Origin of the sequence: Streptomyces sp. NPDC001480 (assembly GCF_042894725.1) — a bacterium.
In the GTDB taxonomy this organism is placed as follows: Bacteria; Actinomycetota; Actinomycetes; order Streptomycetales; family Streptomycetaceae; genus Streptomyces.
This window is the reverse complement of the sequence record NZ_JBIAVX010000015.1, coordinates 93,011-117,274: the sequence shown is the minus strand read 5'-3', so window position 1 is coordinate 117,274 and position 24,264 is coordinate 93,011. Positions and strand designations below refer to the sequence as shown.

Annotated in this window: 22 protein-coding genes; 13 read left to right on the top strand and 9 right to left on the bottom strand. The window is 72.6% G+C overall.

Annotation, left to right across the window (positions count from 1 at the left end):
* Positions 1-77: 77 nt before the first annotated feature.
* Genes ACFY01_RS33075 through ACFY01_RS33065 form a run of 3 tightly spaced genes read right to left on the bottom strand, consistent with a single transcriptional unit; the run spans position 78 to position 3,146 of the window.
* A complete protein-coding gene (locus ACFY01_RS33075; RefSeq protein ID WP_390739442.1) occupies positions 78-1,667 on the bottom strand; it encodes a transporter in 1,590 nt (529 codons plus the stop codon).
* Positions 1,664-2,455: an ABC transporter ATP-binding protein gene (locus tag ACFY01_RS33070; protein ID WP_390739441.1), complete on the bottom strand. Its 792-nt coding sequence runs from the start codon at positions 2,453-2,455 to the stop codon at positions 1,664-1,666. The genes ACFY01_RS33075 and ACFY01_RS33070 overlap by 4 nt, the downstream gene beginning before the upstream one ends.
* Positions 2,456-2,480: 25 nt before the next feature.
* Positions 2,481-3,146, bottom strand: coding sequence for a bifunctional DNA primase/polymerase (locus ACFY01_RS33065; RefSeq protein WP_390739440.1), 666 nt, complete (start codon positions 3,144-3,146; stop codon positions 2,481-2,483).
* Positions 3,147-3,419: 273 nt separating this feature from the next.
* Between ACFY01_RS33065 and ACFY01_RS33060 the strand changes: the two genes are divergently transcribed.
* Together ACFY01_RS33060 and ACFY01_RS33055 are read left to right on the top strand one after the other, a co-directional pair.
* Complete coding sequence (locus tag ACFY01_RS33060) at positions 3,420-4,805, top strand: transcriptional regulator (RefSeq protein ID WP_390739439.1); 1,386 nt, start codon at positions 3,420-3,422, stop codon at positions 4,803-4,805.
* A gap of 200 nt (positions 4,806-5,005) precedes the next feature.
* Positions 5,006-6,496 (top strand): hypothetical protein, encoded by a 1,491-nt coding sequence (locus ACFY01_RS33055; RefSeq protein WP_390739438.1) that lies wholly within the window; start codon positions 5,006-5,008, stop codon positions 6,494-6,496.
* A gap of 15 nt (positions 6,497-6,511) precedes the next feature.
* Here ACFY01_RS33055 and ACFY01_RS33050 read toward each other — a convergent pair whose 3' ends face one another.
* A complete protein-coding gene (locus tag ACFY01_RS33050) occupies positions 6,512-7,822 on the bottom strand; it encodes an ABC transporter substrate-binding protein (protein WP_390739437.1) in 1,311 nt (436 codons plus the stop codon).
* A 117-nt stretch (positions 7,823-7,939) separates the two neighbouring features.
* On the opposite strand from ACFY01_RS33050, the gene ACFY01_RS33045 reads away from it, so the two are divergent.
* Both ACFY01_RS33045 and purU read left to right on the top strand, forming a co-directional pair.
* On the top strand, positions 7,940-8,440 hold the full coding sequence (locus ACFY01_RS33045) for a hypothetical protein (protein WP_390739436.1): 501 nt from the start codon (positions 7,940-7,942) through the stop codon (positions 8,438-8,440).
* 61 nt (positions 8,441-8,501) lie between these two features.
* On the top strand, positions 8,502-9,386 hold the full coding sequence (purU, locus tag ACFY01_RS33040; protein ID WP_390739435.1) for a formyltetrahydrofolate deformylase: 885 nt from the start codon (positions 8,502-8,504) through the stop codon (positions 9,384-9,386).
* A 141-nt stretch (positions 9,387-9,527) separates the two neighbouring features.
* Here purU and ACFY01_RS33035 read toward each other — a convergent pair whose 3' ends face one another.
* Positions 9,528-10,832 carry a maleylpyruvate isomerase N-terminal domain-containing protein gene (locus tag ACFY01_RS33035; protein ID WP_390739434.1) on the bottom strand — a complete coding sequence of 435 codons (1,305 nt, stop codon included), beginning with the start codon at positions 10,830-10,832 and terminating at the stop codon, positions 9,528-9,530.
* Positions 10,829-11,410, bottom strand: a complete 582-nt coding sequence (locus ACFY01_RS33030) for a sigma-70 family RNA polymerase sigma factor (RefSeq protein WP_390739433.1) — start codon at positions 11,408-11,410, stop codon at positions 10,829-10,831. Before ACFY01_RS33030 ends, ACFY01_RS33035 begins: the two co-directional genes overlap by 4 nt.
* Before the next feature lie 382 nt (positions 11,411-11,792).
* On the opposite strand from ACFY01_RS33030, the gene ACFY01_RS33025 reads away from it, so the two are divergent.
* Complete coding sequence (locus ACFY01_RS33025; protein WP_390739432.1) at positions 11,793-12,161, top strand: STAS domain-containing protein; 369 nt, start codon at positions 11,793-11,795, stop codon at positions 12,159-12,161.
* Between the two features lie 188 nt (positions 12,162-12,349).
* The gene (locus ACFY01_RS33020; protein WP_390739431.1) at positions 12,350-12,862 is read left to right on the top strand and encodes an EF-hand domain-containing protein; all 513 of its coding nucleotides are present in this window, start codon (positions 12,350-12,352) and stop codon (positions 12,860-12,862) included.
* Here the strand turns inward: ACFY01_RS33020 and ACFY01_RS33015 are convergent.
* Positions 12,841-14,358, bottom strand: coding sequence for a class I adenylate-forming enzyme family protein (locus ACFY01_RS33015; RefSeq protein ID WP_390739430.1), 1,518 nt, complete (start codon positions 14,356-14,358; stop codon positions 12,841-12,843). The genes ACFY01_RS33020 and ACFY01_RS33015 overlap by 22 nt on opposite strands.
* A gap of 100 nt (positions 14,359-14,458) precedes the next feature.
* Between ACFY01_RS33015 and ACFY01_RS33010 the strand changes: the two genes are divergently transcribed.
* From ACFY01_RS33010 to ACFY01_RS32995, 4 genes are all read left to right on the top strand, one after another.
* Entirely contained in the window at positions 14,459-15,655 is a 1,197-nt protein-coding gene (locus ACFY01_RS33010) for an amidohydrolase family protein (protein ID WP_390739429.1), read from the top strand.
* Between the two features lie 6 nt (positions 15,656-15,661).
* Positions 15,662-16,795 (top strand): acyl-CoA dehydrogenase family protein, encoded by a 1,134-nt coding sequence (locus tag ACFY01_RS33005; protein ID WP_390739428.1) that lies wholly within the window; start codon positions 15,662-15,664, stop codon positions 16,793-16,795.
* Between the two features lie 7 nt (positions 16,796-16,802).
* Positions 16,803-17,684, top strand: a complete 882-nt coding sequence (locus ACFY01_RS33000) for an acyl-CoA dehydrogenase family protein (RefSeq protein WP_390739427.1) — start codon at positions 16,803-16,805, stop codon at positions 17,682-17,684.
* A gap of 508 nt (positions 17,685-18,192) precedes the next feature.
* Entirely contained in the window at positions 18,193-18,651 is a 459-nt protein-coding gene (locus tag ACFY01_RS32995) for an ATP-binding protein (RefSeq protein ID WP_390739559.1), read from the top strand.
* Between the two features lie 298 nt (positions 18,652-18,949).
* On the opposite strand, the gene ACFY01_RS32990 is transcribed toward ACFY01_RS32995, so the two are convergent.
* Entirely contained in the window at positions 18,950-19,885 is a 936-nt protein-coding gene (locus tag ACFY01_RS32990) for a cyclase family protein (RefSeq protein WP_390739426.1), read from the bottom strand.
* An 85-nt stretch (positions 19,886-19,970) separates the two neighbouring features.
* Here ACFY01_RS32990 and ACFY01_RS32985 point away from each other — a divergent pair, with 85 nt between their 5' ends.
* From ACFY01_RS32985 to ACFY01_RS32975, 3 genes are all read left to right on the top strand, one after another.
* Positions 19,971-20,882 (top strand): SDR family oxidoreductase, encoded by a 912-nt coding sequence (locus ACFY01_RS32985; RefSeq protein WP_390739425.1) that lies wholly within the window; start codon positions 19,971-19,973, stop codon positions 20,880-20,882.
* Between the two features lie 136 nt (positions 20,883-21,018).
* Entirely contained in the window at positions 21,019-22,161 is a 1,143-nt protein-coding gene (locus ACFY01_RS32980) for an acyl-CoA dehydrogenase family protein (RefSeq protein WP_390739424.1), read from the top strand.
* Between the two features lie 12 nt (positions 22,162-22,173).
* On the top strand, positions 22,174-23,223 hold the full coding sequence (locus ACFY01_RS32975; protein WP_390739423.1) for a Zn-dependent alcohol dehydrogenase: 1,050 nt from the start codon (positions 22,174-22,176) through the stop codon (positions 23,221-23,223).
* Here the strand turns inward: ACFY01_RS32975 and ACFY01_RS32970 are convergent.
* The gene (locus ACFY01_RS32970; RefSeq protein ID WP_390739422.1) at positions 23,145-24,209 is read right to left on the bottom strand and encodes a GlxA family transcriptional regulator; all 1,065 of its coding nucleotides are present in this window, start codon (positions 24,207-24,209) and stop codon (positions 23,145-23,147) included. The genes ACFY01_RS32975 and ACFY01_RS32970 overlap by 79 nt on opposite strands.
* Positions 24,210-24,264 lie beyond the last annotated feature (55 nt).

Below are 24,264 nucleotides of genomic sequence, written 5' to 3'. Positions count from 1 at the left end.
TGTGGCTTGTCGCGCCCACGCGGCGGTAGCCGCATATCGACACAGCCCCGCGCCCCTCAGGGGCGCCAAAGGTGCCGTCAGCCCTTGCTCACCGCCGTCAAGATCTCCGGCAGCCTCGCCGCCGTGCGCGGGGCCGCCAGGTGCAGGCCTGCCCAGGTGATCGCCGTGCCGTAGGCCGCGCCCAGTGGGAGCAGGAGCCAGGTCCACGCGTCGCCGTCGGCGGTGACGTTCAGCCAGATCGTCGTCGCGATGACGGGGGCGCACAGCAGGGCCGCGCCGACCATGCCGCCGAAGATGGAGATCCAGGCGAGGCCCGCCTGCCCGGGGGCCACGTTCTTGTAGCCCTCCTGCGGGATGGAGTACGGGAAGCGGGCCGAGGTCCACGCGCCGGTCGCCAGCATCGCCCCGATCAGCGCGAAGGACAGGCCGAGCGCCTCGGGCAGCCGGGGCCAGTCGCCGAGGATCGCGGTGGTCAGCACGGTCACGAGCGTGGCGTACGGCAGGGTGATCACCAGCAGCGCCAGTGCCCGCCCGCGCAGCTCCACGTACGCGTCCCTGGGCTCGGAGATCGTGAGCGCGACCAGCCAGAACGCGGAGGTGTCCTGACCGAACTGGTTGTACATCTGGATGCCGAGCATTCCGGCGGCGAAGCAGGCGAAGTAGATCGATCCGGTGCCCTGCGCGGCGTTGAACACGGGCACGATCAGTCCGATGGCCAGCGAGGTCACCCAGGCGGCCTTGGTCTTGGGGTCGCGCCAGACGTAGCGCAGGCTGCGCCGCATGACGGTGCCGGTGCGCCCGCCGGGCAGCAGGCGCGCGGGCCCGCTCGCCGGCCGCCGCTGACGGGTCCGGGTGTCGGCGGCCTGGAGGGTGGAGCCGTCGGGCGAGACCATCAGCCGGGTCAGGGTGCGTGCCCACGCCGCGAGCAGCAGCGCCAAAGCGGCACCGCTGACCAGCAGTTGGGCGACCGCCGTGCCGTACGAGCCCTCGCTCGCCGACCGTACCGCGCCCACCGCCGACGCGGGCGGCAGCCAGCCCAGTACGTCCGCCACCGGCGTGAGCCGCCCGAGTCCGGCCGAACCAAGGTGCTGGGCACCGAAGTTGACCAGCTGTGTGCCGATCGCGATGACCAGTCCACTGAGCACGGCCAGATCGCGGCCCTTGCGGCTGGTCAGCAGGCGGACGTTGGCGGCGGCGACGGCCCGCGCGAGTGCCACGCACACCAGGAGCGCGAGGCAGACGGCGACGACGGTGACGCCGTACGCCACCGCCCCGTCCGCGACGGACAGCGCGCAGCCGGTCAGCACGAGCAGGGTGAACAGCGGCCCGATGCCGACGAGGGAGGCCGCGAGCAGGGCCCGGACCAGCGGGCGCGGTCTGAGCGGGAGCAGGACCAGGCGGGTCGGGTCGAGGGTTTCGTCGCCGCTGGGGAAGAACAGCGGCATCACCGCCCAGCCCAGGCCCAGTACGGCGGTGCCCAGGACGGCGACGGCGTCGGTGTGCGGGTGGCCGCGCAGGGCGAGCAGGCCGAGCAGTTGCAGCACGCCGAACAGGAGGGCGACGACGGCGGACGCGACGAACGCGGCCCGCCGGCCACCGGACTGGCGCAGCCCGCCGCGCAGCAGGGACAGTTTCAGCCGTACGACGGTGGAGGTGACGCCGGTCATCGGATTCCACCGCCCAGCCAGTCCAGACCGGACCCGGCGTCCCGTCCCCGGGCGCCGACCAGTTCGAGGAACGCCTGTTGCAGGGTGGGGTGTCCGCCGCGTACCTCGGCCAGTGGGCCGTGGGCCCGGATGCGGCCCGCGGCCATGACGGCGACCCAGTCGCACAGCGACTCGACGAGCTCCATGACGTGGGAGGAGAAGACGACGGTGGCGCCGGAGGCGGTGTAGCGCTCCAGGACGCCCCGGATGGTCTGCGCGGACACCGGGTCGACGCCCTCGAACGGCTCGTCGAGGAAGAGGACTTCCGGGTTGTGCAGGAGCGCGGCGGCGAGCCCGATCTTCTTGCGCATGCCGGTGGAGTAGTCGACGACGAGTTTGTGCCGGGCCCCCGCCAGGTCGAGCACGTCCAGCAGCTGGTCCGCCCGCCGGTCCACCTCGGCCCCGGGCAGTCCCCGCAACCGGCCCGCGTACCCGAGCAGTTCCCAGCCGGACAGCCGCTCGAACAGGCGCAGTCCCTCGGGCAGTACCCCGATCCGTGCCTTCACGGCCACCGGGTCCCGCCACACGTCGTGCCCGACGACCTCGACGGACCCCTCGTCGGGTCTCAGCAGCCCGGTCACCATGGACAGGGTGGTGGTCTTCCCCGCCCCGTTGGGGCCGACCAGCCCGATGAACTGCCCGGCGGGCAGCTCCAGGTCGATCCCGCCCACGGCGACCTGCTCCCCGAACCGCTTCCACAGCCCCCGCAAACGGACGGCGACGGCACCTGCCTCTGCATCATCGGCCATGCCCGAACAGTACGGGGGAGCGGGATCAGCGGTCGCGGCCGCAGGCGTAGGCGAGGGGCGAGATCAACTCCTCCGCGTCCGGCAGCCACCGGTTGGCGTGGGTGGGCCGGCGCGCCCACTGGACGGCGCCCCGGGAGCCGAAGCGGGTCGGGGGCGCGGCGACGTAGCCCCCCTCGCCGAGCGCGACCAGGTCCAGCGCCTGGGGGGACCAGCCGAGCTTGCGCACCAGATCCGGCACCTTCACGGAGGCCCCCGGGAGGACGAAGAAGTGCATCCGCCGGTCGGGGGCGAGCGTCACCGGCCCGAGGGCGAGTCCCATCCGTTCCATCCGGGCGAGCGCGAGGAAGCCGGCGGTCTCCGGGACGGACAGCGTGTCGAACGTCCGCCCGGTCGGCAACAGGATCGACGCCGTCGGCTGCTTCTGCCACATCCGGCGTGCGACGGTCACGCTCCCGGTCGCCTGCGTCGCCCAGTCCGGCCGCGCGGGGTGCGCCCCGGGCGCAGGGCAGGCGGTGTCCCCGCAGGAGCAGCGCTGAAGCCCGTCGACGGCTTCCAGCCAGGTACCCGAGAACACTTCCCAGTGACGTTCCTCGACATAGCGAACGGCGGTCTCCAGCAGCGATTCCCCACGCTGCTGGGGAATCTGACCGACAGTCGGACTGGCTTGGGTACCCACGATCGTTTCTTCCACGCCCCACTCAACTCCCGCACCCACCTGTGGTTACGGGGGCGGGCCCAGTCCGAGGACAGGACCCGCGCGCGGGGGAGGAGCATCGATCCCCCGGCCGGGGCGCATGGGGGCATGTGTGGGGGCGCGCGGTAGGAAGCGGGGCTTGCGTTGGGTAGCCAGAGGTGGGGGGTGGGGACTCTTACCCCGGCAATCCACGCATGCCTCGCATTTTCGGTATGTCCGCTGGGCATTGATCTTCCCGGCCGGATCTTTTCGCTTCGCCAGGGGGTATCCATGGCCGCCAGGCCACTCGTCGCGCGGCAGCCGAACGAACGGTTGCAGGCGCTCATCCAGGAAGCCGGGTGCTCGAACGCCGGGCTCGCCCGCAGGGTCAACATGTGCGGCGCCGAGCACGGCCTCGACCTGCGGTACGACAAGACGTCCGTGGCCCGCTGGCTGCGCGGACAGCAGCCGCGCGGGCGCGCGCCGGCGATCATCGCGGAGGCTCTCGGACGCAAACTCGGCCGTACGGTCACGATTGACGAGATCGGCATGGCCAACGGCAAGAACCTCGCCTCGGGCGTGGGTCTCCAGTTCTCGCCGACGGTACTGGGGGCCATCGAGCAGGTCTGCGAGCTGTGGCGCAGCGACGTGGGCCGCCGGGACTTCCTCTCCGGCTCTTCGGTCGCCGCGTCCGCGCTGGTCGAGCCCAGCCGGGACTGGTTGATCTCGGCGCCGGACGCGCAGGTGGCGCGCTCGGCGGGGCCGCGGGTCGGGCAGTCCGACGTGGCGGCCGTCAGCGCGATGACCCAGGCGCTGACAGACCTGGACCACCAGTACGGCAGCGGGCACGTGCGCCCGGTGGTCGTGCACTACCTCAACAGCGTCGTCTCCGGGCTGCTCGCCGGCTCCTACCGGGAGGCCGTCGGCCGCGACCTGTTCGCCGCGGTGGCCCGGCTGACCGAGCTCGCCGGGTACATGGCCGTGGACACCGGGCAGCCGGGGCTGGCCCAGCGCTACTACATCCAGTCGCTGCGGCTGGCGCAGGCGGCGGGCGACCGCGGTTACGGCGGCTACGTCCTCGCGGCCTCCATGAGCCACCTCGCCGCGCAGCTCGGCAACCCGCGGGAGATCGCGCAGTTGGCGAGGGCGGCGCAGGAGGGGGCGCGGGGGCGCGTGACCCCGCGCGCGGAGGCCATGTTCCTCGCGGCGGAGGCGCGCGGGCACGCCCTGCTGGGTGACGCGCGCGCCGCCCAGCTGGCGTCCGGGCGGGCGGTGGCGGCCATGGAGCAGGCCGACGCCGACTCCGGGGACGACCCGGCGTGGATCGCGCACTTCGACGAGGCCTACCTCGCCGACGAGCTGGCGCACTGCCACCGCGACCTGGGGCAGGCCGAGGCGGCGGCCCGGTGCGCCGAGGAGTCCCTCGCCGGGCACCCCGAGACCCGGGCGCGGCGGCGGGCGATCGGCTATGTGCTGCTCGCCACGGCACAGGTGCAGCAGCGCGAGATCGAGCAGGCGTGCAGCACCGGCATGAAGGCGGTCGAGCTCCTGGAGACGCTCCGCTCCAACCGCGGCGCGGAGTACCTGGAGGACTTCCAGCAGCGTCTGGAGCCGTTCCGGGAGGAGGCGGTGGTACGGGAGTTCGGCGCGCGGCTGGAGTTGCAGCAGGCCGCGTGAACGCATGCCCCGCGGGCGCGTGAACGCACGGCGAACAGGCCGGTGGCGTGGGGGAGGTCACATCAACAGCGCATCGCGGGGCGGTTTTGTTACAGCCGTCACAGGGCAGCAGGTCAGGCCCTGAGCTGCGTGGCACCAGGCTCAGGGGACCCGGTAGCGTGACCCGACGTTCCGAAGGTCCCCCAATCGTAGGAGTCCCGGTGACGCAGAGTGGACAGGGCGAGGAGCCCTCGGCGCGACCCGCGCACGAAGGCATCGTGCTGCCCTCCGACGGTGGCGAACCCCTGCTGCCGGGCATGACGGGCGGACCCGCCCCCCACCCGGCCGCCCCGGCGGCCCAGCCCCCGGCCGGCCCGTCCGGCGGTCAGGCCTGGGGTCAGCCGTGGGGCCCCGAGCAGCAGCAGGGCCAGCAACAGCCCCAGCAGGGCCAGCAACAGGCCCAGCAGGGCCAGCCCTGGCCCCAGGCGCCCGCCCAGGAGTGGCCGACGCCGGAGCAGCCCGCCGGCTGGGCCGATCAGGCCTCCCAGGCCCCGAACACCGCGGGCCCGCTCCCCCCGGAGAACCACCAGGGGTACGGCGCGCCCTACGGCACCGGCGCCCCCGCCCCCCAGCCGTCGTACGGCCACGGAGCCCCCGGCGCGCACGGCGCCCCGCTGCCGCCCGCCGACGAGGGCGCCACCCAGTACCTCCCGCCGGTCACCGCCGGATCCGCGCCCGCCCCGGTCGACGAGGGCGCGACCCAGTACATACCGCCCGTGGTCCCGGGCGCGCTGCCGCCCGAGACCGGAGCCGAGGAGACGCGGTACCTGGGCCGGGCGACCCGCCCGCAGCCCGCCGCGCCGGGCCCGGACGCCGAGGCCACGCAGTACATCCCGCCGTACACCGGCGCACCCGGCGGGGACCGGCAGCCGCCCGCCGAGTTCGACAACCTCTTCCGCGGCGCCGCGGGCGGCGACGGCCCGGCCGGGGCCACGCAGATGCTGCCGCGCTTCCAGGAGCCGCCGCCCGCCTACGGCCCGCAGGGTCCGGAGGACGGCGGCGGCCGGGGAGGCCGGGGCGGTCGTACCGGATCACGGGTGCCGCTGATCGCGGCCATCGGCGTCGGCATCGCCGTGCTCGGTATCGGCGCCGGTGCCCTGCTGGGCGGCGGGGGCGGCGGTGACGACACGGACGGCAACAAGACCGTCGCCGCGTCCGCGCCCGCCACCGAGGGCTCCGCGTCCGCCGGTGCCGACCCGGCCCGGCAGCAGGCCGTCGCCCTGGACAAGCTGCTCGCCGACAGCGGCAACAGCCGCACCTCGGTGATCAACGCGGTGGCGAACGTGCGGTCCTGCAACAACCTGGGCAACGCCGCCTCCGACCTGCGCGACGCCGCCAAGCAGCGAGGCGACCTCGTCACCCGGCTGTCGAAGCTGTCCGTCGACAAGCTGCCGGGCAACGCCGACCTGACGAGCGCGCTCACCAAGGCGTGGCAGGCCTCGGCGTCGGCCGACAACCACTACGCGGCGTGGGCCGACCAGGTCTCGGGCCGCAAGGGCTGCAAGAAGGGCCAGGCCCGCGGCACCGCCCAGACCCAGGCCGGCAACCGTGACAGCGCCACCGCCAGCGCGCAGAAGGTCAAGGCCGCCGGGCTGTGGAACGCGATCGCGAACAAGTACGGCCTCACCCAGCGCCAGCCGACCCAGCTGTGAACCGAGGGGCGGGCGTCAGCCGATGTCCGCCTTCTCCAGCGTCCGCGTCACGTCGATGGTCCCGCCCTTGCCCGCCGGGACCAGCCGGCCTCCCTGCACCACCTGGAGGGTCACCTCGGCGTTGACCAGCCGGGTCAGCCCGACGGCGGCGAGCCGGCCGGACCGGGGCCACTCCAGGGTGGGCGTGAGGCCGCCCGTGCCGACCTTGATGCCGTCGTCGAGGGTGCGCCGCACGGTGTCGGCGGTCACGGTGCCGGTGCCGATCCGCTCCAGGACGGCCTTCAGGACGGTGTAGGCGATCCAGGTGGTCTGCACTCCGGTGTCCGCGGGGTCGATGCGGTTGTCACCGAAGGCCTCCTCGTTGATCACCTTCTTCATCCGGTCCCAGCGCTGGTCGGAGGCCACCGGGTACCAGCCGGTGATGTACGCCCCCTCGTACGGCCCGGACGCGCCGCCCGTCGCGTTGATCGTCGTCTGGTCGACGCTGCCCATGACGGTCGCGGTGCGCACCGCCGGGTAGCTCTCGCGGGTGCGCCGGAAGGAGTCCATGAAGGTGTCGTTGCGGTCCCCGAGCGCAGGCACCACGCAGCCCTTCCGCGCCGGCTCGGCGGTGGCCGCCTTCAGGGCCCGGCCCGACATGGTGTCGTACTCGGTGGCGTCCTCGGCCGCGAGCAGGTCGTTCGCCTCCGCGTGGCCGCCGGCCGTCAGGCCCGCGTCGAGGACGGCCGGCAGTTCGTCGCCGGCGATGCTGTCGGGCCGGACCAGGGCGATGGGGCCGCAGTTCCCGGCGAGGGCCTTGCCGAGACCGGCCAGCAGCGCGGGCTGGCCGCCGTTGACGGGGTAGGAGTAGGAGCGGGTGAGCTCGTCGTTCGTCACCCCGTAGCCGCCGATGTACGGGATGCCGGCGCCCTCCAGCGGGGCGAAGTAGGAGTCGCCGTACTGGCTGTAGGAGCCGACGACCGCCACCACGCCCTCGTCGGCCGCGCGCCGTGCGCAGCGCGCGGCGCCCACGGTGTCGTTGTGGTCGTTGCAGGTCAGGACCTTGAGCTTGCGGCCGCCGATGCCGCCGCGGGCGTTGATCCAGCGGGCGTAGGCGGCGGCCATGGCGGGCATGCCCGGTTTGTTGGTGGCGTCCGTGCCGTCCGGCGCCCACGTCATGACCTTGATCGAGTCGTCCCCGGAGCCCCCCGTGACACCGGGGACGACCCCGCATCCGGCGGTGAGCGACGCACAGGCGGCCAGCGCGCCGGCGGACAGCGCGGTGGCTCTGAGCGGCCGGTGGAAGAAGCGGGGGAAGGTGCTGCGGGTGCGTCGCCTGCCGGTCATGTACCCGCACGATTCCCTCACACCGCTAACCTGGGAGTGACCCCCGGTCAACGGACGGTGACACGGAGGTGAATTACGGGGGCCGGTGAGACCACTGGGACGGGGAACGTACGATCGATGACCGTGCAAGGTTCGGAGAACTCTTCCCGTCGCGGCCGTCGCTCATCCACCATGGGCGGCATGCCCCTGAACGACATGCCGTGGTGGCGCTGGCGCAGCAACGTGCGCTCGGCGCTGCACATGCTCTCCGATCCGGTGTTCCAGCGGGATGTCTGGCTGGCGGGTGTCGACGGGTACGGCGACGTCACCGACGCCGTGTACCGACTGGTCGAGGACACCTGGCTGGACAACTGGTCGGCCGAGAAGTACGTCGGGACGATCTTCCGGGACTCGCAGGAGGCGGCGCTGGTCGACACGGCCGTGCTGCGGGTGCTGCGGATCATGCACCAGGTGGGCCCGGACGCGCCGGTGGCCGCCTACGTCGACCACCACGGGTGGCCGGAGGCGGTGCGGGCGGCGCGGGACGCGCACGTCCGGATGGCCGCGAGCGACGGGGAGGACCCGGACGCGCCGCCGCGCACCCTCGAGGTGCTGCGGATCATGACGAGGACCGCGTAACCGGGGTCCGGTGGGCGGACGGCCGTCCGCGGTACAGGGCGGGTATGGGACCCTGTGGGGCATGAACGAGCAGTCCAACCGAGCCGTGGCGGCCCCCGCCGACCAGTACGTCCTCACGCTCTCCTGCCCGGACAAGCAGGGCATCGTGCACGCCGTGTCGAGCTACCTGTTCATGACCGGCTGCAACATCGAGGACAGCCAGCAGTTCGGCGACCACGACACGGGACTGTTCTTCATGCGGGTCCACTTCTCGGCGGAGGCGCCGGTCACCGTGGACAAGCTGCGGGCGAGCTTCGCGGCGATCGGTGACTCCTTCCACATGGAGTGGCAGATCAACCGGGCCGACGAGAAGATGCGCATCGTCCTCATGGTCAGCAAGTTCGGGCACTGCCTGAACGACCTGCTCTTCCGGGCCCGGACCGGGGCGCTGCCGGTGGAGATCGCCGCGGTGGTGTCCAACCACACCGACTTCGAAGAGCTGGTGGGGTCCTACAACGTCCCCTTCCACCACATTCCCGTGACGAAGGACACCAAGGCGGACGCCGAGGCGCGGCTGCTGGAGATCGTGCGCGAGGAGAACGTCGAACTGGTCGTCCTCGCCCGGTACATGCAGGTCCTCTCCGACGACCTGTGCAAGGCGCTCAGCGGGCGGATCATCAACATCCACCACTCCTTCCTGCCGAGCTTCAAGGGCGCGAAGCCTTACCACCAGGCGCATGCGCGGGGTGTGAAGCTGATCGGGGCGACGGCGCACTACGTCACCGCCGACCTCGACGAGGGGCCGATCATCGAGCAGGAGGTCGAGCGCGTCGGGCACGACGTGACCCCGGACCAGCTCGTCGCCGTCGGACGGGACGTGGAGTGCCAGGCGCTGGCGCGGGCCGTGAAGTGGCATGCGGAGCGGAGGATTCTGCTCAACGGGCGCCGGACGGTCGTGTTCGCCTAGCGGCTCGGGCGGTTGCTGTCTCGCGGGCGGCTGCGGGAGCGCCCCTCAGGGGCGCGGGGCTGTGTCCATATGCGGCTACCGCCGCGCGGGCGCGAACGGCCCCCACATACCCGCGGCCGCCCGCGACACAGCAACCAACCCCTACATCCGGCTCAACGACGCCGCCGCGAACAGTACGTCCCTGATCGCGTCCCGGTCCCCGAGCTGGCCCGCCGCCGCCTCCGTCGGAGACACATGCCCCGCTGCCAGGCGGCAGAACTCGACGCCGTCCAGGGCGACATGGGCGACCTCGTGCTCGGTGGAGCCCACCGCGGCGGGGGAGTCCAGTGGGATCAGCCACTCGCCGCCGCCCAGGCCCTCGATCTCCAGGCGCAGGCTGCGGCCCGGTGTGCCCGCCTCGACCAGGTGCCGGGTGGGCGCGGGGGAGGCCAGGCCCGAGCGGCGCCGGGCGGCAAGGACGGCGGGCAGCATACGGGCCGCCAGGTCGATCATGGCGTGCAGATGGCCAGGCGCGGGCGGGCCGTAGGGGTAGTCCACGGCCTCCGCGATGTCCTCCGCGTGCACCCAGCACTCGAAGGCCCGGTCCAGCATCGCGTCGTGCAGCGGCAGCGTGAAGTCACCGTAGGGGACCGGGCGTTCCCCGGTGCCGCCGCCGGTGAAGGAGACCGTCCGCACCAGGTGGTGGCTCTGTTCGCGCCACGGCGCCCGCACGGCCCGGGTGGGCGGGAAGCGGGAGGCCCGCCAGAACGCCTCGGTGCGGGCGGCGGGCCCGGTCGGCGGGCCGGTGTCGGGCACGGCGTCCGCCTCGGCCAGCGGGTCCTCCAGGCCCAGCGCCACCGCCACCAGCCCGTCGACGGACAGCAGGTGCGCGATGACCCCGGCGACGGTGGTACGGCGGCTCGTCGGCGCGTCCCCGGTGAACCAGCGCAGCCGTACCGGGGCGTGCCACTCCGCGTCCCCGAAGTCCTGGAGCAGCGCGTCCAGGCGCGCGGTCTCGGCGTCGTACGGAGCAGCCCAGTCCGGCACCGGGATGCGCGGCGGACGTCGCTCCAGGCAGCTCTTCAGTACGCGGGTGCGCAGCCCGGGGTCCAGGTCGAGGCTCTCGGGCTGGTGCAGCAGGCCCACCGCCCCGCGCAGCCGCAGCGCTTCCTCCGCGCACGGGCCGCACTCGCCCAGGTGTGCCTCGACGGCCGCCGTCTCCGCGGTCGAGCAGGCGGCCAGCGCCCACGCCCCGAGCAGCGACTTCAGGACGTCGTGCGGCAGCTCCAGCGGCGGGGGCGGGAGCGGGTCCAGTTCGGGCAGCGGCAGCCCGCTGTCCTCGACGGAGGCGCGGGGCAGCGGTATGCGCGGGGGTTCCGGGGCGGGTCCGGGGCCCTTGCCGCCGGGTCCCGTGCCGCCCTCGTCGTCGCCGGCGCCCGTGCCGTCGTGCTTCTCGAAGCCCGTCACACCGTGCCCCCGTGTCCGGGCGGCGCCGCGTCGTGGGCGGTGGAGAGCAGTTGCAGGCCCAGGCGGAGCCGGCGGCGGGCCTCGTCCTCGGTGACGCCGAGGTCGGTGGCGGTCTGGCGGTAGTCGCGGCGCTGGACGTAGGCCAGTTCCAGGGCGGCGCGCAGCGGGGCGGGCATGGAGTGGACGATGTAGTCGGCGCGGGCGGCCACCGAGGCGTGCCGCACCTTGAGCTCCAGTTCCTCGGTGCAGTCCTCCGGGGAGCCGGTCCCGCCCCGGGTGAGCGCGGCGGTCTCGGTGGCGCGCAGCCGCTGCACGGCGAGCCGATGGGTCAGCGTGGCCACCCAGGTGCGCAGGGGGCCCTGCCGGGGGTCGTAGGTCTCGGGGTGTTCCCAGACGTGGGCGAAGACCTCGCGGGTGATGCCGTCGGCGGCCCGTTCGTCGCCGAGGACGCGGTGGGCGAGGCCGTGCACGAGGGAGGCGAACCGGTCGTAGAGCTCGCCGAGGGCGGCCGCCTCGCCGCGGGCGAGCCGCTGCTGCATCCTGCGGTCCCAGCGGGGTGGCGCGTCCTTCTTGGCCATCCGGCCCTCTCCCCCTTCCCGTGCGCGTGTCCAGCCTGGATCCACCGTGTCCTCGAATGTAGTCGGCACGTCGGACGACGCACGCCCCTTTGTGCCAATGTGCGCCCCCGGACAACCCGTAGGTGGTAGGGGGCCTTCGCCGTATCTCACGTGACCTCCACTCGGCGAACACGCGATGAGCACGCCCTGACCATCTCCGATCGAACAGGATCGGACCTGACCGAAACAAGTCCCTTGACGACCGCCTGTCGTTTGACGTCAGGGGTTTCCGGGAACGGCCGGTGGGCAGCCGCGCGGAGAGAAGCGTAGGAACTGCTTCCGTTTCTGGTGGTCCAGGCGGCTCCGGGCGGTTCCGGGAGATCCGGTGAGCGGAGGGCATGCCGTGACGTTCAAGGTGACCGGCGACGAACGAGGTGAGTGGGCCGTGCTCGGGGTCTCGGGCGAACTGGACCTGATGACCTCGCCGGTGCTGCGCCAGCGGGTCCACGACGCGGTGGCCGAGGGCCACCACAGTCTCGTCCTCGACCTCTCGGACGTCTTCTTCTGCGACTCCAGCGGCGTCGGCGTGCTCATCGCGTCCCGCCGCCTGTTCCGCTCCTGCCAGGGCCGGCTGCGGCTGATCCTCCCGGCCCAGGGCGCGGTCGACGGCTCCCACGTCAACCGGGTCCTCGGCGCGCTCGGCGTACGGCGGCTGTTCGACGTCTACCCCGACATCGCGGCGGCGGTGGACGACGAGCCGCTGTCCGCCTGAACCGGCCGCGGCGACAAGCCCTGACCGCATCGTGACCGTGCCACATCGTTGTCCGCAAATTGCCCCGATATTGCCCCGGAATTGCCCCGGTCTTGGTGCAAGCTTCGCTTTCGCGTGCCCGGACGCCCCGTGGCGTCGTACGCTCCGAGCCGGACGTACCCCCACGTGAGTAAGGCGGCCCGAAAGACATGGTCAGCACCGAGTACGAGCGCAGGATCGCCGCCCGTTTCGCCACCTTCGACCAGGACGGCAACGGATACATCGACGGGCTGGACTTCAGCGGCGCGGCCAAGGCGCTGCTCGCCGAGTTCGGTGTGACGGCCCGCTCCGACAAGGGACAGGCCCTGTACGCGGGCGCGGAGGCGTTCTGGCAGGGCATGGCGGGGATCGCGGACCGGGACGGCGACCAGCGCATCACCCGTGAGGAGTTCGTCACCGGCGCGGTCAAGCGGCTGCGCGACAACCCGGAGCGGTTCGCGGAGATCGCCCGCCCCTTCCTGCACGCGGCCCTGGACGTGGCGGACAGCGACGGGGACGGCGCGGTCACGGTCACCGACACCACGCGGGTACTGCGGGTGTTCGGCGTCCCGGAGGACCTCGCGCGGACGGTCGCCGCCGGCCTCGACACCGACGGCGACGGCCACGTGGGGGAGGCGGAGATCGTCCCGGCCTTCGCCCGCTACTTCACCGTCCCCGAATAGCGCTCGCGCAGCTTGTACTTCAGCACCTTGCGCAGGGTGTCGTTACGCGGAAGGGCGTCCACCACCTCCAGCTGCTCCGGCAGCTTGTGCACCGACAGCCCCTCCGCGCGCAGATACGAGGTGACGGCGGCCAGCGTCAGCTCCCCGGCCCCCGGGGCCTGTGCCGCCGGCTCGACCACCGCGCACACCCGCTCCCCGCGCTCGGCGTCCGGCAGTCCGATCACCGCCACGTCGCCCACCGCCGGGTGCCCGTGCAGCAGGTCCTCGATCTCCTTCGCCGAGATGTTCTCCCCCTTGCGGATGATCACGTCCTTGCGGCGCCCGGTGAGCACCAGGTGTCCGGTTCCGGTCAGATGTCCGAGGTCGCCGGTGCGCAGGAACCCCTCCTCGTCGAAGGCCTCCGCCGTCTGCGCCGGGTCCAGGTACCCCCGGCACACGGCCTCGCCGCGCAGCCGCACCTCCCCGTCGACGATCCGGATCTCCATCTCCGCCGGGGGCCGCCCCTCCGTCGTCGCCAGGTTCTCCGCCGTGTCGTCCGGCGAACCCATGGTGATCATCGGAACCTCGGTCATGCCGTACCCGTGGGTGAGCTGCACGCCCATCTCGCGTATCACGGCGTGATAGATGTCCGGCGGTTTGGGTGCCCCGCCGCCCGCGAGGAGCCGTAGCGTCGGGATCACCTTCGTCCCCGGCCGCTTGCGCTGCTCGGCGAGGAACATCGAGTAGAACGCCGTCGACCCGCCGGCCACCGTCACCCCGTGCCGGCGGTAGCCCTCCAGTGCGTCCGGCAGCGCGAACTGCTCGAACATCACCGCCGGGAAGCCGTACAGCAGCAGCATCACCGTGTAGTCGGGGCCGGCGATGTGCGCGTACGGGAAGGCCATCGAGCCCACGTCGTCCGCCGTGAGGCGCAGCGCGTGTGCGAGGCAGGAACCGCCCGCGATCAGCGAACGGTCCGTGTGCAGCACGCCTTTGGGGTCGGAGGTGGTGCCGGAGGTCCAGTAGACCCAGCGCACGGAGGTGCCCTCGGCGGGCGGGGCGGGGAGCACCGCCGGATCGCCGTCGGGCAGGTCGTCGTACGCCGCGAAGACCCCCTTCGCGCCGAGCCGCCGTGCCATCTCCGTGTGGTCGTACCCCCGCCAGGTCCCCGGCACGGCGAAGAACTCCGCCTTCGACTCCCGCAGCGCGAAGCCGACCTCCCGGTCCCGGTAGAAGGGGATGACCGGCGACTGCACGGCGCCGAGCCGGGCCAGCGCGAAGGACAGCAGGGCCGTCTCGATCCGGGTGGGCAGCTGCCAGGCGACCACCGTGCCGGGGCGTACGCCCATGCCGTACAGGCCCGCCGCCACCCGCTCGGCGCCGTCCCGCAGCCCGGCGAAGCTGAGCGTCCGGTCGTCCTGGAGCAGCACGGGGCGGTCGGGGGTGAGCCGGGCGCGCCGGTCGACCAGCTCCCACATCGTGCGGACGGAACTCAGGGAATGCGGGGTCTCGTTCACGTGTGCCCCCTGCTTGGCTGACGACTCGTCAGCTGCCATGCTATCTGACGGACCATCAGATAAGTATCGTCCGACAGGCACCGCCCGGCGGAGGGGACCCATGGCGACCGAACTGCCCCGCATCATCAGCGTCGACGACCACGTGATCGAGCCCGCGCACCTCTTCGAGACCTGGCTGCCGGCGAAGTACCGCGACCGCGGTCCCAAGCCGCTCACCGCCGGCATCGGCGAACTCGCCTACGTGGGCGGCAAGTACCAGATCACGATGGACCCCGACGGCCCGCCGACCGACTGGTGGATCTACGAGGACCTGAAGTTCCCGTACAAGCGGAACATCGCCGCCGTCGGCTTCGACCGGGACGAGATGACCCTGGAGGGCATCACGCGTCAGGAGATGCGGCGCGGCTGCTGGGACCCCGTCGCACGGCTGAAGGACATGGACCTCAACCACGTCGAGGGCAGCCTCTGCTTCCCGACCTTCCCGCGCTTCTGCGGTCAGACCTTCGCCGAGGCGCACGACAAGGAGGTCGCGCTGGCCTGCGTGCGCGCCTACAACGACTGGATGGTCCAGGAGTGGTGCGGGGACAGCGGCGGACGGCTGATCCCGCTGTGCCTGATCCCGCTGTGGGACGTGGAACTGGCCGTCGCGGAGATCCGGCGCAACGCCGAACGCGGGGTGCGGGCGGTGACCTTCTCCGAGATCCCCACCTACCTCGGCCTGCCCTCCATCCACTCCGGCTACTGGGACCCGTTCTTCGCGGCCTGCCAGGAGACCGGGACGGTCGTCAACATGCACATCGGCAGCAGCTCGCAGATGCCCGCCGCCTCCCCCGACGCGCCCCCCGCCGTGCAGGCCTCGCTGTCCTTCAACAACGCCATGGCCTCGATGATGGACTTCCTCTTCAGCGGCGTGCTCGTGAAGTTCCCCCAGCTCAAACTCGCGTACTCCGAAGGCCAGATGGGCTGGATCCCGTACGCCCTGGAGCGCGCCGACGACGTGTGGGAGGAACACCGGGCCTGGGGCGGGGTGCGCGACCTGATCCCGGAGCCGCCCTCCACGTACTACTACCGGCAGATCTTCTGCTGCTTCTTCCGCGACAAGCACGGCGTCGCGTCCCTCGACGTCGTCGGGCGGGACAACGCCACCTTCGAGACCGACTACCCGCACGTCGACTCGACCTTCCCGCACACCAAGGAGGTCGCCCTCGACCATGTGAAGGGCCTCGACGACGACACGGTCTACAAACTCATGCGGGGCAACGCGATCCGCATGCTCTCCCTGGACCTCGACAAGTAGCCGCCCATGGACCTGACGTACACGCCCGAGGAGGAGGAGTTCCGGGCCCGGCTGCGGGACTGGCTGGGCAAGGTGCTGCCCACGCTTCCCGCGAAGCCCTCCCCGGACGACTGGCCGGCCCGCCGCGCCCACGACCTCGGCTGGCAGCGGATGCTGTACGACGCCGGGTACGCCCACGTCCACTGGGACGCCTCGCCGACCACGCGGCTGATCTTCCTGGAGGAGACGGAGAAGGCCGGCGCGCCCTACGTGGGCGCCAACTTCGTCGGGCTGCTGCACGCGGGGCCGACCATCGCCGCCGAGGGGACGCCCGGGCAGCGGGCGCGCTGGCTGCCGCCGATCCTGCGCGGCGAGGAGGTGTGGTGCCAGGGGTTCAGCGAGCCGGAGGCCGGGTCCGACCTGGCCTCGCTGCGCACGCGCGCGTGGCGGGACGGCGACGACTACGTGGTGAGCGGGTCCAAGATCTGGACCTCGCACGCCGAAGTCGCCGACTGGTGCGAACTGCTGGTCCGCACGGACCCGGAGGCGCCCAGGCACGAGGGCATCACGTGGCTCGCGATGCCGATGGACGCGCCGGGCGTCACCGTACGGCCGCTGCGGACGCTCGCTGGGTCGGCGGAGTTCGCCGAGGTGTTCCTCGACGAGGTGCGGGTGCCGGCCGCCAACCGGGTCGGGGCGGAGAACGACGGCTGGCGGGTGACCATGGTGACGCTGTCCTTCGAGCGCGGCACGGCCTTCGTCGGCGAGGTGGTCGCCTGCCGCCGGGTGCTCGGCGAACTGGCCCAAGAGGCGCGGCGGAACGGCCGCTGGGACGATCCGGCGCTGCGGCGGCGGCTGGGGCGGCTGAACGCCGAGTTCCGCGCGCTGTGGCGGCTGACGCAGTGGAACGTCAGCGAGGCCGAGTCGAGCGGCGGGGTGCCCGGGGTCGGCGGCTCGGTCTTCAAGCTGAGGTATTCGCACGCGCGTCAGGAGCTGTACGACACCGCGGCCGACGTCCTCGGCCCGGACTGCCTCGACCTCGACCGGCCCTGGGTGCTCGACCGGCTCTCCTCCCTGTCGTACACCATCGCGGCCGGCACCTCGCAGATCCAGCGGACCATCGTGGGCGAGCGGATCCTAGGGCTGCCGAAGGGACGGTGAACCGGGTGTGCGATTCCAACTGACCGATGAGCAGCGCGCCTTGCGGGACGGCGTGCGGCAACTGCTGGCCCGGCGCTTCGACACGGGGGCCCTGCGGGCGGCGGTCGCGGAGCCCGGCCTCGACCGGGCGCTGTGGCGGGAGCTGGGGGAGGCCGGGTTCTTCGCGCTGCGGCTGCCCGAGGCGGACGGCGGGGCCGGAGCGGGCCTGCCCGAGGCGGTGCTGGCCTTCGAGGAGGCCGGGCGGGCACTGCTGCCGGGCCCGCTGGTGGCCACCCACCTCGCGGCCGGGACCGTGCCGGGCGCGGCCGGCGGGGAGGCGGTGGTGACCGCCGTGGAGGGGGGCCTGGTGGAGTGGCTGGCCGAGGCCGACACCGTGCTCGGGGACGCCTCCGGGGCCGTACCCCTGCGGTCGGCGGACCCGCTGACACCGCTGCACCGGGTTCCCGGGGGGCCCGGCGGTTCCGGGGGCCGCGCGGCGGATCCCGTCGCCGTGCTCCTCACCGCCGCCGAACAACTGGGCACCGCCGCGCGCGTGTGCGAGCTGGCGGTGCAACACGCCCGGGCGCGGAAGCAGTTCGGGCAGCCCGTCGGTGCCTTCCAGGCGGTCAAGCACCTGTGCGCGGAGATGCTGGTCCGCACCGAGACCGCCCGGGCGGCCGTGTACGCGGCGGCCGTCACCGCCGATCCCGCGGACATCGCGGCGGCCCGGCTGCTGGCCGACGGGGCGGCCGTGCGCGGTGCCAGGGACTGCCTCCAGGTGCACGGCGGCATGGGCTTCACCTGGGAAGCAGAGGTGCATCTCCATCTGAAGCGAACATGGGTACGAGCCCAACGTGCCGGTGACATCACGGAGAGTGAGGAGTTGCTCGCCGCCGATCTCCTTGTCTGAAGCGGCCGCGAGGCGTCTGCGCTGGGAGGTCGGCGTACCGGCGGCCGGGAGGTGTCACGGATCGTGGCACACCGTGATCACGGAGCGTTGATGTCGAGTGGGCCTCGTGCGCGACTCGTCACCCCCCGGAGTCGGTGAGCGCTCCGGTACCTTGTGTGAGATGCGAGTGGCCCAGAACTCGAACCCTGCCGGTGAGGCCCCCAAGGCGGCCTCGCGAACGGCTTGTTCGACTCTCCGGGATGACCGTCGCACAGTATGCCGTACACGTACTCCTTCGCGCTGGAATATGCCCGAAGCGCTTGTTGAGGTGACTGTACGTCAACCATGCTGTCTTCCAAGGGAATCACGTTCCGTGACCCCTGCTCTGGCCGTTGTTCTGGCCATGCAGAAAATGGCTACGATCGTGGCCCCCGTCGTGGTGCTCGTCGCGACTCCGGTCGCGGCGTCCGTGTGGCGCGGGGTCATGTGTCCGCCGGTTCGGATGGTGTGAGCGGTGCAGGTGCTTCAAGTGCAGCTGGAGATCCGGCCCGACCCCGCGGAGGTGGGGCGGGCCAGAAGGTGGGCGCGCTCGCGGCTCGCCGGGTCCGGGATGGCGGACGACGAGTCGCTCGCCGAGACCCTGATCCTGCTCGTCTCCGAGCTGGTCACCAACGCCGTGGTGCACACCGGGTGCCCGGCCGTGCTGCGGCTCTCCCTGCCCGGCGCGGCGGCGGACCCGGCGACCGTGCGCCTGGAGGTGGCCGACACCAGCACCCGCGCCCCCGTGCCCCGGTGCGCGGGCGACGACGCCACCGGCGGCCGGGGCCTGGCCCTCGTCGACGGCCTCGCCGACCGCTGGGGCTGGAGCCCGGAAGGCGCGGGCAAGCGCATCTGGTGCGAACTGGACCGCTGCGAGGAGCCCGGACGGGCCGCGGCGATGACGTTCGGGCTCACGGCGTGCGACGGGCTCGCCTTCGAAGCGGTGTAGTCCCGGTGCACGGGGGTGCGGAAGGCCCCGCCGGGTCGTCGCGGCCCCGGGGTGATGCGCCGGGTGTGCATCCGTGCGCGTCCGCCGCGAATCGGGCGTAAGCAACAAATGCCCGTACGGGTGTTGACGCGTCGTTACCGTCTGATCACGCTTGTGTTCATCGATTCGCCGCGAGGGGACGGCGAGGGCCCCCGGGGGACGGGGCCCTCGTCGAGCGTGGGTCGGGGCCGGATGGCGGCGCGCGGGACCGCGCTCGGGGCGAGCGCCTGCGCGCCGCCAGCCGGATGCCCCGCCGGCGTCACAGGACGGCGACGGGCGCCACGGGCGTACCGGTCGCGCCGGCGAACGGCTCGGGCATCGCCGACAGCAGGAACGCGTACCGCCCGGCTTCTCCACAGGCTGTGGACAACTCTTCGAGATTCCAGTTCTGCCCCTGGAGCATCCCCATCTCCACCAGATCGAGGGCGTGCACCGGCAGCCACAAATCGTCGATCTCCGGCGGAAATATCTCAAAGGTGAGGGTGTCGTTGGCGACCGCGGCGACATCCCGCGCGTGGAACCACTCCGGCGTACGCACCGACAGCCCCGGCGACGGATAGCCGTACCCGTGCTTGTCCCCCGCCAGGTACACCTGCACCTGCCCGGTCCGTACGAGTACGACGTCCCCCGCGCGCACCCGCGTCCCGGCGAGCTCCTCCGCCGCCTCCAGATCCTCCGGAGTGACCGCGTGCCCGCCCTCCAGACGGTCCACCCCGCGCGCGCGTGCCACGTCCAGCAGCACCCCGCGCGAGACGATGTGCCGCGCCTTGTCGATGCCGTTGAACCCGGCGCCGCCGTGCGCGGTGACGGAATCGGCGGGGCGGCCGTTGTAGAGCCTCCCCGAGTGCGACACATGGGCCAGCGCGTCCCAGTGGGTGCCCGCCTGCAAGCCCATCGTCACGGCGTCGTCGCTGCACGCCACCGTCCCCGGGCCGAACAGCTCCTGGTTGATCTGCACCATCGCGTGCAGCGGATTGACCCGCCCCGGGATCATCCCGGTCTGCACGCCGTCCTCCTTCAGCGGCAGCGCGAGGGGGATCCGGCGCCCGGTGCGGACGGTGGCCGCCGCCTCGCGCACCACCTCGTCCGTGATCAGGTTCAGGGTGCCGATCTCGTCCTCGGCCCCCCAGCGCCCCCAGTTGTTCACGCGCTCGGCGATGTCGTGGAACTCGGGATGGAGTGCGGCCAGTGACATCTCGGTCCTCCCGGGGCTTGTCTCCTCGCGTCCGGCGCGCCATAAAATCTAACGGACCGTCAGAAACCGCGGGAAGGGGCCGGGCGTGGGGAACTTCTTGGCAGGCAGGACCGTCGCCGTGACCGGCGCCGGACGGGGCATCGGACGGGCGGTCGCCCTCGCGGCCGCGACCGAGGGCGCGAAGGTCGTCGTCAACGACTACGGCGTCGCCACCGACGGCACCTCGCCGACCAGTGAGGTCGCCGACGCCGTGGTCAAGGAGATCGAGGCGGTCGGCGGCGAGGCCGTGGCCGTCGCCGACGACATCTCCACCATGGCGGGCGGACAACGGGTCGTCGACACCGCCCTGTCGGCGTACGGGCGCCTCGACGGGGTCGTCTGCGTGGCCGGCATCCTGCGCGAGCGCATGCTGTTCAACATGACCGAGGACGAGTGGGATCCGGTCCTCGCCACCCACCTCAAAGGCACCTTCACCGTGTTCCGCGCGGCCTCCGCGGTGATGCGCAAGCAGAAGTCCGGCACGCTCATCGGCTTCACCAGCGGCAACCACCAGGGGTCCGTCTCGCAGGCCAACTACAGCGCCGCCAAGGGCGGCATCATCTCCCTCGTCCGCAGCGCCGCCCTCGGCCTGCACAAGTACGGGGTCACCGCCAACGCGGTCGCGCCGGTCGCGCGTACGCGGATGTCCGCGGGCGTTCCGACGGAGCTCAAGGAGATCGGGGAGCCGGAGGACGTGGCCGCGCTGGTCGTTTACCTGCTGTCGGAGCGGGCGCGGGAGCAGCGGATCACCGGGCAGGTGTACACGATCGCGGGGCCGAAGGTGGCGGTCTGGGCCCAGCCGCGTGAGCTGCGCTCGGCTTATGCGGAGGGTGGGTGGACCCCGGAGGCTCTTGCCGACTTCCTGCCGGGTTCGGTGGGGGTCGATCCCATGCCGATGCTGTCCCAGCTGGAGGCCATGGAGAGGGCGGCGCGGGATGGGGCTCGGCCTAACGCCTGAGAGCTCGGGGAGTGCGGTCGTTCGGCGGCTGCGGGTTGGTTGTGGCTTGTCGCGCCCACGCGGCGGAGCCGCATATCGATACAGCCCCGCGCCCCTGAGGTGGGCTTGTGCTGACCGGCGCTGAGAGGAGACGCCCGTGAACTTCGAATCCGCCTCCGAAGACGATGAGTTCCGGATCGAGGCCCGCGCCTGGCTCGCTGAGCACGCCGGGCATGCCCCGGACCGCCGGGCCTGGGAACGTACCCTTGGCGCCGCCGGGTGGATCGGGCTCGGCTGGCCTGAGTCCGGGTACGGCAATCGGACGGCGACGCTCACGCAGCAGGTCGTGTGGGCCGAGGAGTACGCCCGCTCGGCCGCGCCGGCGCGCTCCGGGCACATCGGGGAGAACCTGCTCGCGCCCACTCTCGTCGCACACGGCAGTGACGAGCAGAAGGCGCGCTTTCTGCCGCCCATCGCGGCCGGTGAGGAACTCTGGTGCCAGGGCTACAGCGAACCGGGCGCCGGGTCCGATCTGGCGGGTGTGCGCACCTCGGCGGTGCGCGAGGGGGCGTCCTACCGGATCACCGGGCAGAAGATCTGGACCTCCCTCGCCCACGAGGCCGACTGGTGCTTCGTGCTCGCCCGCACCGACCCAGGCTCCCGCCGCCACCACGGGCTGAGCTTCCTGCTCGTGCCCATGGACCAGCCGGGCCGCGTCGAGGTGCGGCCCATCCGGCAGATGACCGGCACCAGCGACTTCAACGAGGTCTTCTTCGACGGGGCACGCGCACGCGTGGAGCACGTCGTCGGCGGCGAGGGCGAGGGCTGGCGGGTGGCGATGAGTCTGCTCGGCTTCGAGCGGGGGGTGTCGACGCTCGCCCAGCAGATCGGGTTCGCCGAGGAGTTGGGGCGGGTCGTCCGGGCGGCCCTCGACACCAGGGCCGCCGACGATCCCGTCGTACGCGACCGTCTGGTCCGGCAGTGGGCCGAGCTGCGGGTGATGCGCTTCAACGCCCTGCGCACGCTGGGTGGTTCGGGCGATCCGGGTGCTCCGAGCGTGGCCAAGCTGCTGTGGGCCGGCTGGCACCAGCGGCTCGGGGAGCTGGCGATGGCGGTGCGCGGGGCGGCGGCGAGCGCGGGCCCGGTCGACTGGTCGTCGTCGGCGCCGTACGAACTGGACGCGTTCCAGCACCTGTTCCTGTTCTCCCGGGCCGACACCATTTACGGCGGCTCGGACCAGGTGCAGCGCACGATCATCGCCGAGCGCGTGCTCGGTCTGCCGAGGGAACCGAAGGGCTGAGGGGGCCGAGCGATGCGCGGTGTGGTGTTCGACGGCGAGCGGGCGCGGGTCGTGGACGACCTGGCGGTACGGGATCCGGGACCGGGCGAGGTGCGGGTGGCGATCTCGGCGGCCGGGCTGTGCCACAGCGACCTGTCCGTGCTGAACGGGACCATTCCCTTCCCCGTGCCCGTGGTCCTGGGGCACGAGGGCGCCGGGGTGGTGGAGTCGGTCGGCGCGGGCGTCACGCATGTCGCCCCCGGCGACCACGTGGCCCTGTCCACGCTGGCCAACTGCGGCACGTGCGCGGAGTGCGACCGGGGGAGGCCGACGATGTGCCGGAAGGCGATCGGACGGCCGGGGCGGCCGTTCACCAGGGGCGAGGACACGCTGTACCAGTTCGCGTCCAATTCCGCGTTCGCCGAGCACACGGTGGTGCAGGCGGTGCAGGCGGTCCGCATCCCCAAGGACATCCCGCTGCCCTCCGCCGCGCTGATCGGGTGCGCGGTGCTGACCGGCGTGGGCGCCGTGCTCAACCGGGCCCGGGTGGAGCGCGGGGACACCGTCGTGGTGATCGGCACCGGCGGGATCGGGCTGAACGTCCTCCAGGGGGCGCGGCTCGCGGGCGCCCTGCGGATCGTGGCCGTGGACAACAACCCGGCGAAGGAGACGGTGGCCCGGCAGTTCGGCGCCACCGACTTCCTGACCTCGACGGAGGGAGTGAAGGAGCTGCTGCCCACCGGCGCCGACCACACCTTCGAATGCGTCGGCCGCATCGACCTGATCCGCCGGGCGATCGACCTGCTCGACCGGGAGGGCCAGGCGATCCTCCTCGGCGTCCCCCCGGCCACGGCCGAGGCGTCCTTCCTGGTCTCCTCGATGTACCTGGACAAGGCGATCCTGGGCTGCCGCTACGGCTCCTCCCGCCCCCAGCGCGACATCGCCCTCTACGCCGAGCTGTACCGCCGGGGCGACCTGCTCCTCGACGAACTGGTGACCGCGGCCTACCCGGTGGAGGACTTCGAGAAGGCGTGCGAGGACGCGCGGGCGGGGCGGGTCGCACGGGCCGTGCTCACGTTCTGAACCGCGGCCTGGAACGTCCGCCGGTACGCCGTCGGTGTCACCCCCAGCGCCGCCTGGAGGTGCTGCCGCATCGACTGGGCCGTGCCGAACCCGGCGTCCCGTGCCACCTGGTCGACGGACAGGTCGGTGGACTCCAGCAGGTGCCGGGCCCGCTCGACGCGCTGCTGGGTGAGCCACTGGCCGGGGCTGACACCGACCTCCTCGCGGAAGCGGCGCGTGAAGGTCCGTACCGACATCGACTCCTGCGCGGCCATGTCCCGCAGCTGGATCGGCTGGTGCAGCCGGCCCAGCGCCCAGGCACGGGCGCCGGTCGTGGTGGACTGCTGCGGGTCGGGCACCGGCCGCTCGATGTACTGCGCCTGCCCGCCGTCGCGGTGCGGCGGTACGACCGTACGGCGGGCCACGTCGTTGGCGACCGCCGTGCCGTGGTCGCGGCGCACCATGTGCAGGCACAGGTCGATGCCGGCGGCGACGCCCGCCGAGGTGAGGACGTCGCCGTCGTCGATGAACAGCACGTCCGCGTCCACCTGGATGTGGGGGAAGAGCCGCTGGAAGCGGTCGGCGTCGGCCCAGTGCGTGGTGGCGGGGCGGCCGTCGAGGAAGCCGGCGGCGGCCAGGACGTAGACGCCGGTGCAGATGGAGGCGAGCCGGGTGCCGGGGCGGACGCGGGCGAGCGCGGCGGCCAGGTCCTCGGTCAGCACGCCCTCCTCGAAGACCGGGCCCAGTTCGTACGAGGCCGGGACGATCACCGTGTCGGCGTTGGCCAGCGCCTCGGGGCCGTGCGCGACGTGGATGGCGAAGTCGGCGTCGGTGTCGACCGGGCCGGGCGGCCGGACCGAGCAGGTCACGACCTCGTACAGGTGCCGTCCCGCCGCGTCCTTGGGGCGGCCGAAGATGCGGTGCGGGATGCCCAGCTCGAAGGGGAGCAGGCCGTCCAGGGCGAGGACGACGACGCGGTGCGGGCGGAAGCCCGTGGCCGTTTCCATGGCCCGATCCTAGCGAATGCTGTCCTTCGGGCCACTCGATGCGTTCGGGACCACG